The sequence below is a fragment of the Dyella sp. C11 genome, from assembly GCF_003121485.1.
In the GTDB taxonomy this organism is placed as follows: Bacteria; Pseudomonadota; Gammaproteobacteria; order Xanthomonadales; family Rhodanobacteraceae; genus Dyella.
Genome location: NZ_QAVX01000005.1, coordinates 140183 through 156927, shown reverse-complemented (window position 1 = coordinate 156927; position 16745 = coordinate 140183). Strand labels below are relative to the sequence as shown.

Here is a 16745-nt window from a genome sequence, read left to right as displayed (position 1 = left end):
AACTTTCGAATATCGCGAGAACTTTCAGCCGGGTGACGTGCTTTTTCCTTTTCCCGTTCGCTGACGACCTTCTGGGCGCCAGCTGACATCAATTTTTGTCAATTCTGGAATGACGATGATGAAACGAAACCACCTCTCTATGGCCATCGCTGTCGTGTTCTGCATGGCTGCCGGCGTTGCCTCCGCCCAGGACACCTCGGGCCAGGCCACCAACCCGCAGACCAAGGAACCGGCCCAGCGTTCGGGTCCGTCGAGCACGTCCAACACCACCACCTCCAACGACACCAAGCGTGCCCAGCAGCTGGACACCGTGACGGTCCAGGCCCAGAGCCTGTCGCTGGGTGATGGCCTGATGTCGGTGCAGACGGCGCCGAAGGCGGTTTCGACCATCAGCCGCGACGCCATCGTGAAGGCGGCTCCGGGCGGCACGTTCGTGCAGATGATCGACTCCATCCCGGGCGTGAACGCCTCGACGGACGACGTCAGCGGCCTGGCCAACGGCAACTACCAGATTCGCGGCTTCACCAGCGACGAAATCGGTACCACCGTGAACGGCGCGCCGATCAACGACTCGGGCAACTACAAGGTCTACTCGACCGAGTACGGCGACACCGAAAACATGGGTGACATCACCGTGCTGCAGGGCTACCCGGACGTCGACACGCCGATCTCGGGTGCCGCCGGTGGCGCCATCTCCTGGGTCACCATCGACCCGTCGCACACCGCCGGTGTCGACTTCGCCCAGAGCCTGGGCAACCACGACTACCGCCGTACCTTCTTCCGCCTGCAGACTGGCGATCTGGGTCCGGTGCGCGCATGGGTGTCCTACTCGAACAACACCTCCGACTTCTGGCGCGGCCCGGGTAACTTGAACGTCACCAAGGTCGACGGCAAGGCGCTGTGGACGATCGACGACAACAACTACATCTCCGGTTCGTTCCAGTACAACCGCGAGCGCAACTACAGCTACGACAGCCTGACCAAGGCGCAGGTGCGCTCGGGCGGCTACTTCCAGAGCTACGACGAGGCTTACAGCCCGACCGATACCTACTACTGGAAGCTCCACACCAACCCGTTCACCAGCTGGCTGGCCAGCCTGGACGGCGAGTTCAAGCTTGCTGACAGCCTGCGCCTGTCGGTGGTCCCGTACTTCTGGTACGGCAACGGCGGCGGCGGTGGTGGCTACAAGTTCACCGAATCCACCGTCTACCAGAACACCATCGGTGTGGCGAACCAGGATCTGAATGGCGACGGCAAGATCGGCGGCACTGCGGTGGCCTACGACGTCAGCCAGACCTTCACCTACCGTCCGGGTGTCATCGCCAAGTTGAACCAGGACTTCGGCATGGACGACAGCCTGGAGTACGGCTTCTGGTACGAGCGCGCTCGCCAGCAGCAGCAGGAAGTGTTCAACCCGGCCGTCGACGGTGAGCCGTCCGATTTCTGGGGCACCTCCAACTACATCAAGTACTCCAACGGCGTGATCCAGCGCCTGTACCGTGAGTACACCAACTCCGAAATCAAGAAGTTCTTCGCGACCAACACCTGGACCCCGAACGACCAGTGGACCATCACGGTCGGCGCAGCGTACCTGTGGGAAGACCGCGCTGGTTACGACTACGAGAACTGGGGCAGCTACACCACCAGCCCGAAGACCAGCCAGTTCGGCGGCACGGCCGAGGCGACCTATCACAAGGTCAGCCCGACCGCTGGCGTGAAGTACCAGCTCAACGACGAGAACCAGTTCTACATCGGCGCCGGCCGCACCTACCGCGCTCCGATCAACGGCTCGCTGCTGCAGAACGTTGCCGTGGCCGACAACCCGAAGAACCTCGCCAACGCTGCCGCCGGTACGTACCAGGCCAAGCCGGAAGAGGCCACCACGGTTGACCTGGGCTGGCGCTTCTATGCGGACCACTTCTCGGCCAACGTCGACGCGTACGAGTCGCACCTGATCAACAAGCAGATCTCGGGTTACGACGTGAACTCCGGCCAGACGGTGTACCTGAACCTGCCGAAGATGCACATGCGCGGCCTTACCGCCGAAGGCAGCTACAAGTTCGCCGAAGACTGGACCCTGTACGGCAACTACTCGTACCAGAAGGCCATCCTCGACGGTAACGTCAACACCTTTGGCGACGGCACCTACCCGACCGAAGGCAAGACCTTCCTCAACACGCCGAAGAACTCGGGCTATGTGCGCCTGGGCTACGACCACGGTCCGTTCTGGGCCACCCTGGACGCCAAGTACCGCGGTCCGATCTGGGGCGACTGGTCGAACACCGAACAGGTGGGCGGCTACACGGTGTTCAACATGAATGCCGGCTGGAAGTTCGACGACTTCGCCACCTGGCTGCGCAACCCGTACATCAAGCTCAACGTGTTCAACCTGACCAACAAGCGCGCCCTGACCAACGCCAACAACATCGGCGCGTTCCTGGCCAGCAACCCGGGCAACACGATCAAGGACGTCAACAACGGCAGCACGCTGTACACGTCGGCTCCGTACTACTCGCTGCTGGAAGACCGCACGTACATGGTGACCTTCGGCATCTCGTTCTTCTAAGCCGAAACCACCTGGCTGTACCCCTGAAACCGGCGCCGCAAGGCGCCGGTTTTTTTTGTGCCTGCTGTTTACCCATCGCAAGCAAGTACCTGCGAATGGCGCAAGAACAAGGCGCAAGAATTGTGAGTAATTCGTCAAGAAGTTACGAATTTGTCATATAATGACGCTACATTCGTCGTGATGAGTCCCGGCCGGCGTGCTCGCCAGGCATTTCGGGTGCATCAGAAAATATTTAGGGAATCAGTCACTTAAGACGGTGGCGGAGGGGCATGGGACTCCTTCGGTCTGGTCCCATGCCTTTCTTGCGAATCTCTTAGGGGTTGAATCTCGATGAACCTTTCTTTGCGCACAAAATTGCTCCCGCTCGCCATCGCGGGCTTGCTCGCCACGGCGCCGGCCTTTGCCCAGGACACCTCGTCCTCGATCAGCGGCCGCATCCTGGATGCCAGCGGTCAGCCGGTTGCCGGCGCCACCGTGCAGATCGTCCACGCTCCGTCGGGCACCACCAAGACCACCGTCACCGACGCCAGCGGCCGTTACTCGGCGCAGGGCCTGCGCGTGGGTGGTCCGTTCGACGTGAAGGTGACCAAGGACGGCAAGGAGTCCGAGCAGGACAACGTGTACCTGCAGCTGGCCACGGATACGGCAGTGAACCTGACGATGGGCGCCCAGCAGGCGGCGACCAACCTGGGTGCGGTGACCGTTACCGGCCTGGTGGCAGCGCAGACGTTCAACTCCGACAACAAGGGCCTGGCCACCAACGTTTCCGGTCGTGACCTGAAGATGCTGCCGTCGCCGAGCCGCTCCATCCAGGACGTGGCCCGCCTCGACCCCCGCATCGCCATTACCGACCGTGGCGATGGCTCCATGTCCGCCATGGGCCAGAACAGCCGTTACAACAAGATCAGCGTGGACGGCGTGGGCGTGGGCGATCCGTTCGGCCTGAACTCCAACGGCATGCCGTACCTCGGCTCGCCGGTGTCGGTCGACACCATCGCCGAGTACAACCTGTCCACCGCCAACTTCGACACCACGTCGGACACCGTGGGCGCGGACATCAACGCCGTGACCAAGAGCGGTACCAACCAGTTCCACGGTTCGGTGTACTACGCCTACCGCAATGCCAGCGACATGGTCGGCAATGCCGGCTGGATCAACAGCGGCGACCGCGGCTACAAGGGCTACGACCGTGACTGGACCGGCGGCATGACGCTGGGCGGCCCGCTGGTGAAGGACAAGCTGTTCTTCTTCGCAAGCTATGAAAAGCAGAAGACCCTCGGCCTGGGCAACGACTCGGCCAACGGCCTGGACACGTCGCTGACCGGCCCGTCCACCAGCAACAAGATTTCCCCGAGCGACCTGCAGCGCGTGATCAACGCCGCGAACAAGCTGGGCCTGCACCCGGGCGATTTCAGCGGCGGCGGCGTCGACCTGGACAGCAAGCGCTCGCTGGTGAAGCTGGACTGGAACATCACCGACAACCATCGTTCGAGCCTTGCGTTCCAGCAGACCAAGGAAACGCAGCCGGTGATCCAGGGCAATAGCAATAACGCTATCGGCCTGACCAGCTACTGGTACACCAAGAACAGCGACACCAAGAACTACTCGCTGCAGTTCTTCGACGACTGGAACGAGATGTTCTCGACCGAAACCAAGGTCGGTTACAAGGACTTCACCCAGGTGCGCTCCGTGCCGTGGCAGCAGCCACAGGTCTACGTGAACCTGGGCAAGGACAACAACGGCAAGCTCAACGGTTCCTCGCCGTACATCGACCTTGGCGAAGACCAGTACAGCGACTACAACCAGATCCACACCAAGACCTGGAGCCTCTTCAGTGCGGCCACCCTGTACCTGGGCGACCACACGCTGAAGGGCGGTATCGATTTCCAGCAGGACCAGATCTACAACCTGTTCGGCCGCACACAGTTCGGCGCGTACACCTTCTGGGGCATCGATAACTTCGAGAAGGGCATCTACAACCAGTTCGACCTCTACCAGCCGGCGAAGGGTTACTCGCTGGATGACGTGGCCGGCAAGTGGACGCTGCGTCGCTACAGCTTCTTCCTGCAGGACAACTGGCAGGTCACCGACCGCCTGTCGCTGCTGTACGGCGTGCGCGTGAACCGCTACGCCACCGACGACAAGCCGGTGTACAACCCGACGTTCGAGAAGACCTTCGGCTTCCGCAACGACCAGACCATCGACGGCGCGACCATGGTCGAACCGCGCGTGTCGTTCAACTACGCCTTCAACACCGAGCTGCAGACGCAGCTGCGTGGCGGCGTGGGCCTGTTCCAGTCCAATCCGCCGACCGTGTGGATGACCAACCCGTACCAGAACAACGGTATGACGGTGGCCACCTATTCGATCCGCAACACGAACAACCTGCCGGTGGGTCCGGGCACGGCCTACCCGGGCTTCAGCCCCGATCCGTTCAACCAGAACGTGCCGCCGCCGTCCAACACGCAGATGGCCGTGGACACCGTGGCGCCGAACTTCAAGCTGCCGTCCGTGTGGAAGGCCAGCCTGGCGATCGACCGCGAGCTACCGTGGATGGGCCTGATTGCCTCGGCCGAGTACGAGCACATCAAGGTGCGCGACGCGATCTGGTATCAGAACCTCAACATCGGTGCGCCGACCGGCGTGCTGCCGGATGGCCGCAACACGTACTACAAGATTCCGACGGCCAGCCCCACCGCCACCGGCAACAGCAACCGCGCCAACGCCAACAGCAAGTTCTCGGTCAACACCACGGAACTGGCCAACACCGGCAAGGGCTATTCCGACGCGTTCACGCTGTCGCTGAAGAAGCCGTTCGCCGATGAGTGGGCAGCCAGCGTGGGCGTGACCTTCGCCAATGCGAAGGAAGTGAACCCCGGCACGTCCAGCCAGGCCTCGTCCAACTTCAGCAACAACGCGTGGGTGAACCCGAACGAAGACGTCGCCAGCACGGCCAACTACGCCGTGAAGCAGCGTCTCACCGCGTCGCTGAGCTGGTCGCATGCCTTCTTTGGCAACTACGCCACCACCGTCAGCGCGTTCTACAACGGCCAGACCGGTCAGCCGTACAGCTGGGTGTTCGCCAACGATGCCAACGGCGACAGCTACAGCCGCGACCTGGTCTACATCCCGCGTCAGGGCGACGTGCTGTTCCAGAACGGTACCTCGCAGAAGGCGATCGACCAGTTCTACGCCTTCATCAAGCAGGACAGCTACCTGAAGGATCACCAGGGCGAAATCGCCAGCCGCAACGGCACCCGCGCGGCCTGGACGAACCAGCTCGACATGAGCTTCAGCCAGGAAATCCCGGGCCTGTTCAAGGGCAACAAGGGTGAGATCCGCCTGGACGTGTACAACTTCATGAACCTGCTGAACAACGACTGGGGCCAGCAGCTGTACGTGCCGTTCCCGTACACCCGCAACCTCGCCAGCTTTGCCGGCGTGGACCAGGCGACGGGCAAGTACATCTACAGCCTGCCGCTGGACGCCAACGGCAACTACCAGCCGGGCACCAAGGTGGTGTACGACGCCGGTCGCGACATCAAGACCAACGTTGTCTCGCGCTGGTCGGCCATGCTGACCCTGCGTTACACGTTCTAAGCAAGAGCTTGCTGTTGCAGTACGTGAAGCCGGCGCCTGAAAGGGCGCCGGCTTTTCTGTGGATGCGAGGATTTGTTTCAGGCCCCGCGATCCCCTGTCGTCATTCCGGCGCAGGCCGGAATCCAGTCGCGCTGTAGCCCGGCTTTCGCGCCAGGGCTGACCGCGTTCGTTCGCGACAGCTGATCGCTTTCGCCACTGGATTCCGGCCTGCGCCGGAATGACGGCGGGGCAGGCTTGGTGAACCGTCGAAATCAGGCATCTCCTGGATGCTTGACCCTGTCATGCCCGGCGCGGGAAGCTACGCGGTCCGCCGCGTTTTGCACGGACGAACGAGCCGCGAGGGCGCGGCGAGGAGAATGGTTGAATGAATGACATGCAAGCCGGCAAGGCCGGTCGCCCTGGCACCGTGAGCGCGCGCATTTCGCCCGCCGGTGGCCTGGATATCCTGTCCCGCAACGAAGTGGCGCGCCTGCGCGATGCCAGTGGTTCGGGCCTGCACGCCTTGCTGCGCCGTTGCGCGCTGGCCGTGCTTACCTCGGGCAACATGAGCGACGATCCGCGCTCCATCCTCGAACAGTTTCCCGACTTCGACATCCAGGTGCTGCAGCAGGATCGCGGCATCAAGATCGAACTGACGCATGCACCCGCGCAGGCGTTCGTGGACGGCCAGATCATCCGCGGCATCAACGAGCTGCTGGTGGCCGTGGTGCGCGACATCGTCTACGTGTCCACGCAGATGGAGCAGGGCAATTTCGATCTGGACGACAGCGTGGGCCTGACCCATGCCGTGTTCGAGATCCTGCGCAACGCGCGCATCCTGAAAGCGCAGATCGACCCGAACCTGGTCGTGTGCTGGGGTGGTCATTCCATCTCGCGCGACGAGTACGAGTACACCAAGCAGGTGGGCTACCAGCTCGGCCTGCGCAGCATGGACATCTGCACGGGTTGCGGCCCGGGCGCCATGAAGGGCCCGATGAAGGGCGCGACGATTGCGCACGCCAAGCAGCGTCGCCGCAACAATCGCTATATCGGCATTACCGAGCCGGGCATCATCGCGGCCGAATCGCCGAACCCGATCGTGAATCACCTGGTGATCATGCCGGACATCGAGAAGCGCCTCGAAGCCTTCGTGCGCATGGGCCACGGCATCATCGTGTTCCCGGGCGGCGTAGGCACGGCCGAGGAAATCCTCTACATGCTCGGCATCCTGCTGAATCCGGAAAACGCCGGGGTGCCGTTCCCGCTGATCTTCACGGGTCCGAAGCAGTCGGCCGCTTACTTCGAACAGATCGACCGCTTCCTGCGCCTGACGCTGGGCGAGAGCGTGACGCAGCACTACCAGATCATCGTCGACGACCCGGCCGCCGTGGCGCGCGCCATGGTTCGCGGCATCGACAAGGTGCGCAACTATCGCCTGGACAACAAGGACGCGTTCTTCTTCAACTGGGCGCTCAACATTCCGTACGCGTTCCAGCTGCCATTCCGTCCGACGCATGAGGCCATGCGTGCGCTGGCGATCCATCGCGATCGTCCGCGCCACGAACTCGCCGCCGACCTGCGTCGCGCGTTCTCCGGCATCGTCGCCGGCAACGTGAAGGAAGAGGGCTTGAAGGCCATCGAAAAGAACGGTCCCTTCGAAATCGACGGTGACGCCGACATCATGCAGTCGCTGGACGAACTGCTGAAGGCGTTCGTGTCCCAGGACCGCATGAAGCTTCCCGGCGGCACGGCCTACGTGCCTTGCTATCGCGTGCTCACGGACAAGGCCGCCTGATCGTCATCAAACCGTGAAAACGTCTTGACAGCACCGAGCTGGATATTCAAACTATCCAGCTCACCCCGCCCGAATAGCTCAGCCGGTTAGAGCACTTGACTGTTAATCAGGGGGTCGTTGGTTCGAGTCCAACTTCGGGCGCCATATTTGAGAAAACCCCGCCTTTTGGCGGGGTTTTTTTATGCCTCCACGAATGGACGCGTCTCAATCGGGGGTGATAAAGGCTGCCGCACGGCTAGTTTGTCGAGTTTGGGTCGACGGCTGGGGTCTGCGGGCCCGGTTCGAGGGCCTTGGCGGCACGATAGAACGGCCATGCCAATTGTTTGAAATAGCTGTCGTTGTCTACATCCGTGACGCCCAGGGGCTGATTGCATGGGCCGGGCATGTAAAGCGTGCCGAATACACGGTCGAACACCGAGAAGACCGAGGCGAAGTTGGAGCCCACGCCATCACCCTCGCGCACGTGGTGCCAGCGATGCATGGCGGGCGACACAAAAACGTTGCCCAGCGGACCGAATGTCCAGGGTAGGTCCATATGCACAAGGATGCCGTAGTAGTGCCGAAATGCACTGGTGGCGACGATGGCCCAGAGCGGCAGGCCAAGCATGACGAGCGCACAGGAGTCGATCAAGGCCGTGGAAAGCCGGTTGATCGGGTGGAAGCGGTACACCGTCAGCCAGTGCATGTCCGTGTCGCTGTGGTGCATCACGTGCGCCGGCCACAGCCAGCGCGAATGCTCAAAACGGTGGCGGAAATAGGCGACGAAGTCGCCGAGGAAGATGGCCAGGGCTAAAAGCACCATGGATGGCAACGCCATCGCCCACTTGCCCCCGAAGAGGGTCCAGCCTCGTTGCAGCAGCTGGTGCTCGATTACTCCCACCAGATAGCTCAGCGGAAGCAATATCAGGACGGTGTCGAACGTCAATGCCAGCAGGTTGAACCGAAGCGAGCGTGGCGTCATCCGGCGCCAGGCGGTTTGGAGATCCTTGCGATGGACCCACAACATCACGCATGCCACCAACACGCCAATATTGATCAACCCAGTCAGTGTGGAGGACAGATAAAGCCACCACTGATACAAATCTCCAGGAAACATCCCCGTTACCCCAATTCCCCTGCGTGGGCCTAGACTAGCGGCGCTCCAGGGGGAATCCCAGTATGGAGCGGTGCCAGTTGGGCGATTTCCTTGGCATTTTCGGCGGTGAATAGCGCATGAGCTTGCACAAAGCGATAAATGGCCGCGCGAAAGCCCTGGCGCTGATGCGGCGCCTGTTGAGTGGCATGCTGGTCGCCCTGTGTGTCGTCGACGTTGCCGGCTGTGCGACGGGCCGCAGCCTCACGCACAACAAGCCCACGTTCCAGGGCAGCACGAACAAGATCGATTCGGTCTATGCGGCCTGCGTACAGCAGCGCTGGTCTGCGTTGTCACCGCATTCGCGCGTGGTGGAAACGCCAACATCGTTGCAAGTGGTCGTGGCCAACACCACCACGAATGTCGAGGAGTTGCTGGTGGTTCACAGCAAGGGCGCAACGGGTGCCGACGTGGCGCTTTATGAGCAGTTTCAGGTGATCGCCTTGCGTGGCTATCGCGAAGCCGCCAAGGCCTGCCTGTAGCGAACGCTCAGGGTTCTGTGGCGCACTGCGCGACGTACGCTTCAGTGGGCTTGGCACCGGCCACTCGCCCGACGTTGGACACGGTGACTGCCAGTGCGCCGTCCGCGATGCCTCTTCGGCACAGGGTGAATGTCGTGGTGCTGCCGCCCGCGGTGCCGTCGGGCTGGAAGCGCACGACTTTGCGGCCGGCGCTGCTCACGATGGTCAGCCGCGCGTGCGCGCCATGCACCAGGACGGATGGGCCGCTGAGCTGATCGGCATGGCCGGCTTGGTAGAAGCCCGTGGCCCAGCCATGTTCCCAGTGCACGTCGTCCACGCATTGGGTTCCGCCAGGGGAGGGGCACAACAGCACGCGTCGGCGACTGGAGATCGCCAGCGCCCGCGCATGCTGCAACGACGCAACGAGCTGGTATTGCGCGGTGAGCAGCCGATGGCGGGCGACCAGGCCTCCCAGTGCCGGGATGGCAGCGCTCACAAGCACGGCCAATACCAGCAGCACGGCAATCTGCTCGATCAGGCTGAAACCCCGTTGCGTAAAGGGTTTCACGGCTTCCTGCATGGTCATTCATGCGTCCTGCACGAGGGAAAGTGCCAGCCTAGCCCTTGGGTGGCACCGCACCAGTAAGCATCCGTCGGTGAACCACGTCGTAGCCTGCTGACAGGGGCTGTCAGCATGGCGATTTAAAATGGCCTGACGCGACCGCATGTAGGCATCCATGACTGACCGCTTCGAACTCGTTTCCCCTTACAAGCCCTCAGGCGACCAGCCCGAGGCCATCCGCGTCCTCAGTGAAGGCTTCGAGGCAGGCCTGGCTGCCCAGACGCTGCTGGGTGTGACCGGCTCGGGCAAGACCTTCACCATCGCCAACGTGATCGAAAAGGTGCAGCGGCCGACCATTGTGCTGGCGCCCAACAAGACGCTGGCGGCGCAGCTCTATGGCGAGTTCAAGGAGTTCTTCCCGCACAACGCGGTGGAGTACTTCGTCAGCTACTACGACTACTACCAGCCCGAAGCGTATGTGGCCGCGTCCGACACGTACATCGAGAAGGATGCCTCGATCAACGACCACATCGAGCAGATGCGCCTGGCAGCGACGAAGGCGCTGCTTTCGCGCAAGGACTCCTTGATCGTTGCCACCGTCTCGGCCATCTACGGCCTGGGTGACCCCGAAGATTACCTCTCGCTGCGCTTGATCCTCGCCAAGGGCGAGCACATCGATCAACGCCAGTTGATCCGGCAGCTGACCGAGCTGCAGTACACCCGGAACGAAATGGAATTGCGCCGCGGTACGTACCGCGTGCGCGGCGAAATCATCGACGTGTTTCCGGCCGAATCGGAAAGCGAAGCGCTGCGCATCGAATTGTTCGACGGCGATATCGAAAACATGGCGCTGTTCGATCCGCTGACGGGCGAAACGATTCGCAAGGTGCCGCGTTACACGATCTATCCGCGAACGCACTACGCCAGTACACGCGAAAGCGTCCTGAATGCCATCGAGACCATCAAGGTCGAGCTGAAGGAGCGCCTGGAGCAACTCTACAAGGACAACAAGCTTGTCGAAGCCCAGCGTCTGGACCAGCGCACGCGGTTCGACATCGAGATGATGGCGGAGGTGGGTTACTGCCAGGGCATCGAGAACTACTCGCGTCATCTCACGCGGCGTGGCGCGGGCGAACCACCACCGACCTTGTTCGATTACCTGCCCGCCGATGCGCTGCTGGTGGTCGACGAATCCCACGTCACCATTCCGCAGCTGGGCGCCATGTACAAGGGCGACCGCTCGCGCAAGGAGACGCTGGTGGAGTTTGGTTTTCGCCTGCCGTCTGCGATGGACAATCGTCCCCTGCGTTTCGAGGAATGGGAGGCGCGCGCACCGCGCTCCATCTACGTCTCGGCGACGCCGCGCGACTACGAATTGCAGAAGTCGGGCGAGCAGATTGTCGAGCTGGTGGTGCGTCCCACAGGCCTGATCGATCCCGAAGTGGAAGTGCGGCCCGTGCGCACCCAGGTGGACGACCTGCTGGGTGAAGTGCACAAGCGCGTGGCGATGGGCGATCGCGTGCTGGTCACCACGCTCACCAAGCGCATGGCGGAAAACCTCACCGAATACCTGAGCGATCACGGCGTCAAGGTGCGCTACCTGCACTCGGATATCGAAACGGTGGAGCGCGTGGAGATTATCCGAGACCTTCGCCTGGGCGAGTTCGATGTACTGGTGGGCATCAACTTGTTGCGCGAAGGCCTGGACATGCCCGAGGTGTCGCTCGTGGCGATCCTGGACGCGGACAAGGAGGGCTTCCTGCGATCGACCGGCTCGCTGATCCAGACCATTGGTCGCGCCGCGCGCAATGTGCGTGGCAAGGCGATTCTGTACGCCGATTCCATTACCCGCTCCATGCAGGCGGCGATGGATGAAACCGCACGTCGCCGTGAGAAACAGCAGGCCTACAACGAAGAACATGGCATCACGCCGAAGTCGGTGGTGCGCCGCATCGCCGACATCATGGAAGGTGCGCGCAGCGAGGCTCCCACGCGCGGCCGTGGCCGGCGCGGCGAGCGCCAGGGTGCCGCTGCAGTGGCGGAGAAGGGCGCCGATTACGCTGCGCTGAGCGCCGACCAGGCCTCGACCATGATCAAGAAGCTCGAGGCGCAGATGTACAAGCACGCCGAGAATCTGGAATTCGAAGAGGCCGCCCGCCTCCGCGACCAGATCCACAAGCTGCGCGAACGGGCTGGCTGAGACGCCACGTTTCGCGGGGTGGTTGTCGGCAGCCGTGAGAGCACGTATACTGCGCGGCTCGCACGGCATGCCGGGCGAGCTCCGGGCGGTTAGCTCAGCGGTAGAGCACTACCTTGACATGGTAGGGGTCACAAGTTCGATCCTTGTACCGCCCACCAATTATAGTTGAATCAAGTAGTTGAGAGCGTCTTTGGAATTTTTCAAGGTAATGCTCAAAAAATTGGTATCTAGAACCGATTAGCTTGATTCAAATCCCAAGATCGAATGGGAAGCAAAGAGGAATCCGAGAGGGTTCCTCTTTTTCTTTGTGCGTTCAGAACCATACCTGCTTCCGTAATGAAAGCTTGGTGCGCGACGTCCGTCGTGGCGAAATCTATCCGACTTGTCCATTTCGATACCACTTCGCCACTACCCTGATAAGGTAGTGGCGAAGGCTCTAAGCGGTTGCTGCAAAAGCACCACGAGCTCATCAGGGGGACAGGGATGGAGATCGTCTTTTCGAATCAGCCGATTTCGGCTGAGTATCAGCGCTGGGTTGTTGTCGCAGGCAATGACGACCAGTACGACACGGATACGACCGTTGGTCTGTTGGATGTCTTGCGGGCGCACTTTTTAATCGCGGATTACTTCTACGGTCAAGAATCTGGTCTCGGAGGTATTGGCCCACGAGACATGAACCTTTTGCACTCTGCGGTCTATCGACAGTTTGTTGCATTTGGCGGGGCTGACAAATGGACAAACCGATATGAGAAAGCAGCGACGCTTGTGTTTGGTCTCGTGACGGACCACCCGTTCCACGATGCGAATAAGCGGACGGGCCTGCTCACGTACCTCTACGCCTTGCATAAGATGAATCGATATCCGACCAATGGGCAGAATGAGCTTGAAGATTTCATGGTCGAGATAGCTGAACGAAGTCTCATGAAATATCGTCGTATGCAGGCCATTTCAAAGCGCGAGGACGACGCAGACGTCCTGTTTATTGCTGACTATTTGAGGCGAAACTCGAGAGAGCGTGATTGCCGCTACTACGCGATTACTTATCAAGAACTTGATCGCCGGCTCAGGGAGTTTGGACACTGTTTGTCCAATCCGCACAAGAACTACATTGATGTGTGCCGTATCGAGAGCTATCGAGAGTTCCCATTTGTCGGTAAGCGTAAGGAGCGCCTTGTCACTCTGGCCCAAATAGGATTTCCAGGCTGGAAAAGCCAAGTCGGCAAAGGGGCTATTGCGACCGTCCGTAGAGAGACCAAGCTAAATGCCGACAATGGAGTGGACTCAGCAATGTTTTATCGTGGTGCCGATCCCCTTAACACGTTAATAGCTCAGTACGAGACACCACTTAAACGGTTGGCGTTCCGTTAGTTGGGCGCTTGGCTCATCGGATCACCAGTTCGTTTTCTTGGTTCTATATATGGACCCGCTTGATCCCAAGCGGAAAAATTTCAAAGGAAGAAATGGCCAGCAAGGACAGCAGCTGCGTATAGCATCGCCAGCGGATGCAGACATTAGCTTCCGTCTCTAAATGGACGTTGCTCGGTAGAGCTCCATTCTTGCCAAGGATTTGATGATGGTGAAGCAGGCTGAGGCAATTGCGGCTGTGGATGAAGCTTTCGGCCTCTTATCCAAGCCGGATCATTTTACGAACTACACGCATTGCCCCGAGTGCGCAGATCACGATGAGCTGCTAAGGAATCGCACCCGTGACACGCTCACTTTTCAGGATGTTGGAAATCCTGGGTGGGAGCCAATGTGTTTTTCGAGCGCCGAAGGGGTGGCGTTCTACATGCCGTCGCTCGCTCGACTGGCATTTGCCGAACCGCCTTACGGGTATGACTGGTACGGTCTCCAACTGCTATTTCACCTCTACAACGGTGGGTTGGAAAACAAGCTTTATACGCACTGCAATCTTGCACAGAGGGCGGCTGTTGCGACCCTCATAAGTGCAATGATTGAGTTTAATCCCGAAGAGATCGAGCTGACTGACAACCAAGATGAGTTTCTCCGTGCTTACCAAATTTGGGCCCACGGAAAAGCCTGACGTATCGGCTGGGTCGCTACCGGTGCGCTTTCCGCACAGAGCGGAAGAATTTCAAAGGATGAGACATGGCCGAGAAGGACAATGGCTGGCTGACCGATCAAGCGGACCACCTGATTGGTGCGGCGCTCACACGGAGCGAGTGGACGCCGCTGCATCCAGCAGATGATCACGACCATTGCGCACTCTGTTGGGCCAAGTTCTCGAAACTCGGCCTTCCAGATGAATTGCACGTGGGTTGGCGCACCGCGGATCAGCGCTATTGGGTTTGCCAGCAATGCGTCGATGATTTCAATGTTCGCCTTCAATGGATCCTGCACGACAACCCCTGATGTCGGATTGTTCAAGGGCGCAGTCCTAGATGTAGGTGTCGAACATTCGATCAGAAGCTTGTGAAAGCAGTCCGGACAACCGGCACTGGTCTCTCACCGAATCGCCCGCCTGACGCTTCAATGGCGTGTCTTCATTGTGTGAATTCTTATATGGGCTTATATTGGCTTGGTCCCTAAACATAGTTCGACTAAGCCTAGTTTGGTTTCGTGCCTTGACATGGTAGGGGTCACAAGTTCGATCCTTGTACCGCCCACCAATACCGATGAAACGGCGTGGCCTCTGGTCACGCCGTTTCTTTTTGCGCTGAAGGAGCCGGTCGATGACGTATCTCTGGGTCAAGAGTCTGCATGTCGTATTCGTCATCGCTTGGATGGCAACGGTGTTCTACCTCCCGCGCATCCTGGTGAACATCGCGGAGGCGGGTGACGAGCCGGCGGTGAAGGCAAGGCTGATCCTGATGGGGCGTCGCCTGTACCGGTTCGGGCACAACATGTTTGGCCTCGCCTTCCTGTTCGGGCTGGCGCTCTGGGAGGGCTGGCGCGTGTTCCCCCAGGCATTGCCGAATGTGGTGGGTCCATTGCACTGGATCGATGCCAAGCTGACCCTGGTCGTGCTGCTGCTGGCCTATTTCATCTGGACCGGGCGCTTGCTCAAGCGTTCCGAGAAGGGTGCCGCGCTGCCGTCGTCGAAGGCGTTGCGCATCATGAATGAGCTGCCCGTGCTGGTGCTGTTGGGCGTCGTATTCCTGGTGATCGCCAAGCCGTTCTGATTAAAGTTGTGCTCGTTGTAGGAGCGCACTTGTGCGCGACCAAACCGCGAAAAACTCTCGGTGAGGCGACGGCGGTCGCGCACAAGTGCGCTCCTACAGGGGGTGCGTAATCAGTCGCCCCGCTGCACATATTCCTTGTACCAGGCCACGAAGCGAGCCACGCCTTCTTCGATCGACGTATTCGGCGAATAGCCCACGTCGCGACGCAGCGCCGACACGTCAGCCCATGTATCCGGTACATCGCCCGGCTGCATGGGCAGCAGGCGCTTTTCGACGGTGCGACCGAGGATCTGTTCCATCAGCTCGATGAAGCGCAGCAATTGCACCGGCTGGTCGTTGCCGATGTTGTACACGCGGTAGGGCGCGCTCGACGTGCCCGGGTTCGGATGCAGCGCGTCGTAACCGGCATCGGGCAGTGCCACGTGGTCCAGCGTGCGGATCACGCCTTCGACAATGTCGTCGACGAAGGTGAAGTCGCGGCTGTGGTTGCCGTAATTGAACACGTCGATGGGTTCGCCGCGGCTGATGCGGTCGGCGAACAGCATGGGCGACATGTCGGGGCGTCCCCAGGGGCCATAGACGGTGAAGAAGCGCAGGCCCGTCGTCGGCAGGTCGTAGAGATGGCTGTACGTGTGTGCCATCAGTTCGTTGGCCTTTTTGCTGGCCGCGTACAGGCTTACCGGGTGATCCACGGCGTCCTCGATGGAGAACGGCATCTTGCGATTGGCGCCGTACACCGAGCTGGAGGATGCGTAGACGAGATGCTCGATCTTGCCGTGACGGCACGCCTCCAGGATGTTCACGAAGCCGACCAGGTTGCTCTGCACGTACGCCTGCGGGTTCTTCAGCGAATAGCGCACGCCGGCTTGTGCGGCAAGGTTCACCACGCGCTGTGGCTGGAAATCGGCAAAGGCGTGACGGACGGCGTCCGTGTCCGCCAGGTCGGCGCGCAGGTGCGTGTACTTGGGATGGCTGGCGAAGCGGGCCAGCCGGGCTTCCTTCAACGAGGGGTCGTAGTAGTCGTTGTGATTGTCGATGCCGTAGACCTCGTCGCCGCGGGCCAGCAGTCGCTCGGCCAAGGCTGAACCAATGAAGCCGGCGGTGCCGGTGACGAGGATGCGCATCGAAAGATCTCCCTGAAAGAACCGAAGATTCTATCGCCACCCGGGCTGAGACAGGCCGTCGTGGCTGAATTGACATGACGTGTTGGGCTAAACTAGCGTTTCAGCTGCCCTAAACCCCGGAGACAAGGTGGCCCGCGCGAACTGCGCCGGTCGAGCGTGTGACATGGCGACTACCCACTTCCA

At 60.6% G+C, this 16745-nt stretch carries 12 protein-coding genes and 2 tRNA genes; 11 read left to right on the top strand and 3 right to left on the bottom strand.

Going from position 1 to position 16745, the window contains the following annotated elements:
* The first annotated feature begins 139 nt into the window (after window positions 1–139).
* The 4 genes from DK366_RS07255 to DK366_RS07240 all read left to right on the top strand — a co-directional run bounded on the left by DK366_RS07255 (window position 140) and on the right by DK366_RS07240 (window position 8084).
* Entirely contained in the window at window positions 140–2566 is a 2427-nt protein-coding gene (locus DK366_RS07255; RefSeq protein ID WP_232820947.1) for a TonB-dependent receptor, read from the top strand.
* Window positions 2567–2896: 330 nt separating this feature from the next.
* Entirely contained in the window at window positions 2897–6166 is a 3270-nt protein-coding gene (locus DK366_RS07250) for a TonB-dependent receptor (protein WP_109124871.1), read from the top strand.
* Window positions 6167–6530: 364 nt separating this feature from the next.
* Entirely contained in the window at window positions 6531–7940 is a 1410-nt protein-coding gene (gene ppnN / locus DK366_RS07245) for a nucleotide 5'-monophosphate nucleosidase PpnN (protein WP_109124870.1), read from the top strand.
* Between the two features lie 67 nt (window positions 7941–8007).
* Window positions 8008–8084 (top strand) — tRNA-Asn (locus DK366_RS07240).
* 91 nt (window positions 8085–8175) lie between these two features.
* Here the strand turns inward: DK366_RS07240 and DK366_RS07235 are convergent.
* Window positions 8176–9036 (bottom strand): sterol desaturase family protein, encoded by an 861-nt coding sequence (locus tag DK366_RS07235; RefSeq protein ID WP_198651459.1) that lies wholly within the window; start codon window positions 9034–9036, stop codon window positions 8176–8178.
* A gap of 116 nt (window positions 9037–9152) precedes the next feature.
* On the opposite strand from DK366_RS07235, the gene DK366_RS07230 reads away from it, so the two are divergent.
* Window positions 9153–9554, top strand: a complete 402-nt coding sequence (locus tag DK366_RS07230) for a hypothetical protein (protein ID WP_109124869.1) — start codon at window positions 9153–9155, stop codon at window positions 9552–9554.
* Between the two features lie 7 nt (window positions 9555–9561).
* Here DK366_RS07230 and DK366_RS07225 read toward each other — a convergent pair whose 3' ends face one another.
* A complete protein-coding gene (locus tag DK366_RS07225) occupies window positions 9562–10119 on the bottom strand; it encodes a GspH/FimT family pseudopilin (RefSeq protein ID WP_109124930.1) in 558 nt (185 codons plus the stop codon).
* 151 nt (window positions 10120–10270) lie between these two features.
* Here DK366_RS07225 and uvrB point away from each other — a divergent pair, with 151 nt between their 5' ends.
* The 6 genes from uvrB (at window position 10271) to DK366_RS07195 (ending at window position 15438) form a co-directional block, all read left to right on the top strand.
* A complete protein-coding gene (gene uvrB, locus DK366_RS07220) occupies window positions 10271–12295 on the top strand; it encodes an excinuclease ABC subunit UvrB (protein WP_109124868.1) in 2025 nt (674 codons plus the stop codon).
* Between the two features lie 83 nt (window positions 12296–12378).
* Window positions 12379–12453, top strand: a tRNA-Val gene (locus DK366_RS07215).
* 325 nt (window positions 12454–12778) lie between these two features.
* Window positions 12779–13663: a type II toxin-antitoxin system death-on-curing family toxin gene (locus DK366_RS07210; RefSeq protein WP_157956468.1), complete on the top strand. Its 885-nt coding sequence runs from the start codon at window positions 12779–12781 to the stop codon at window positions 13661–13663.
* A gap of 205 nt (window positions 13664–13868) precedes the next feature.
* The gene (locus tag DK366_RS07205; protein ID WP_109124866.1) at window positions 13869–14339 is read left to right on the top strand and encodes a hypothetical protein; all 471 of its coding nucleotides are present in this window, start codon (window positions 13869–13871) and stop codon (window positions 14337–14339) included.
* Window positions 14340–14404: 65 nt separating this feature from the next.
* Window positions 14405–14668: a hypothetical protein gene (locus DK366_RS07200; RefSeq protein ID WP_109124865.1), complete on the top strand. Its 264-nt coding sequence runs from the start codon at window positions 14405–14407 to the stop codon at window positions 14666–14668.
* Between the two features lie 320 nt (window positions 14669–14988).
* The gene (locus DK366_RS07195; RefSeq protein ID WP_109124864.1) at window positions 14989–15438 is read left to right on the top strand and encodes a CopD family protein; all 450 of its coding nucleotides are present in this window, start codon (window positions 14989–14991) and stop codon (window positions 15436–15438) included.
* Between the two features lie 110 nt (window positions 15439–15548).
* Here the strand turns inward: DK366_RS07195 and DK366_RS07190 are convergent, their stop codons facing one another.
* Window positions 15549–16562: an NAD-dependent epimerase gene (locus DK366_RS07190; protein WP_109124863.1), complete on the bottom strand. Its 1014-nt coding sequence runs from the start codon at window positions 16560–16562 to the stop codon at window positions 15549–15551.
* Window positions 16563–16745 lie beyond the last annotated feature (183 nt).

Bases quoted from the DNA above. Each gene is read 5' to 3' on its own strand.
- DK366_RS07255 (WP_232820947.1), top strand. From the start codon at position 140: ATGGCCATCGCTGTCGTGTTCTGCATGGCTGCCGGCGTTGCCTCCGCC.
- DK366_RS07250 (WP_109124871.1), top strand. From the start codon at position 2,897: ATGAACCTTTCTTTGCGCACAAAATTGCTCCCGCTCGCCATCGCGGGC.
- ppnN (WP_109124870.1), top strand. From the start codon at position 6,531: ATGAATGACATGCAAGCCGGCAAGGCCGGTCGCCCTGGCACCGTGAGC.
- DK366_RS07235 (WP_198651459.1), bottom strand. From the start codon at position 9,036: ATGTTTCCTGGAGATTTGTATCAGTGGTGGCTTTATCTGTCCTCCACA.
- DK366_RS07230 (WP_109124869.1), top strand. From the start codon at position 9,153: ATGAGCTTGCACAAAGCGATAAATGGCCGCGCGAAAGCCCTGGCGCTG.
- DK366_RS07225 (WP_109124930.1), bottom strand. From the start codon at position 10,119: ATGACCATGCAGGAAGCCGTGAAACCCTTTACGCAACGGGGTTTCAGC.
- uvrB (WP_109124868.1), top strand. From the start codon at position 10,271: ATGACTGACCGCTTCGAACTCGTTTCCCCTTACAAGCCCTCAGGCGAC.
- DK366_RS07210 (WP_157956468.1), top strand. From the start codon at position 12,779: ATGGAGATCGTCTTTTCGAATCAGCCGATTTCGGCTGAGTATCAGCGC.
- DK366_RS07205 (WP_109124866.1), top strand. From the start codon at position 13,869: ATGGTGAAGCAGGCTGAGGCAATTGCGGCTGTGGATGAAGCTTTCGGC.
- DK366_RS07200 (WP_109124865.1), top strand. From the start codon at position 14,405: ATGGCCGAGAAGGACAATGGCTGGCTGACCGATCAAGCGGACCACCTG.
- DK366_RS07195 (WP_109124864.1), top strand. From the start codon at position 14,989: ATGACGTATCTCTGGGTCAAGAGTCTGCATGTCGTATTCGTCATCGCT.
- DK366_RS07190 (WP_109124863.1), bottom strand. From the start codon at position 16,562: ATGCGCATCCTCGTCACCGGCACCGCCGGCTTCATTGGTTCAGCCTTG.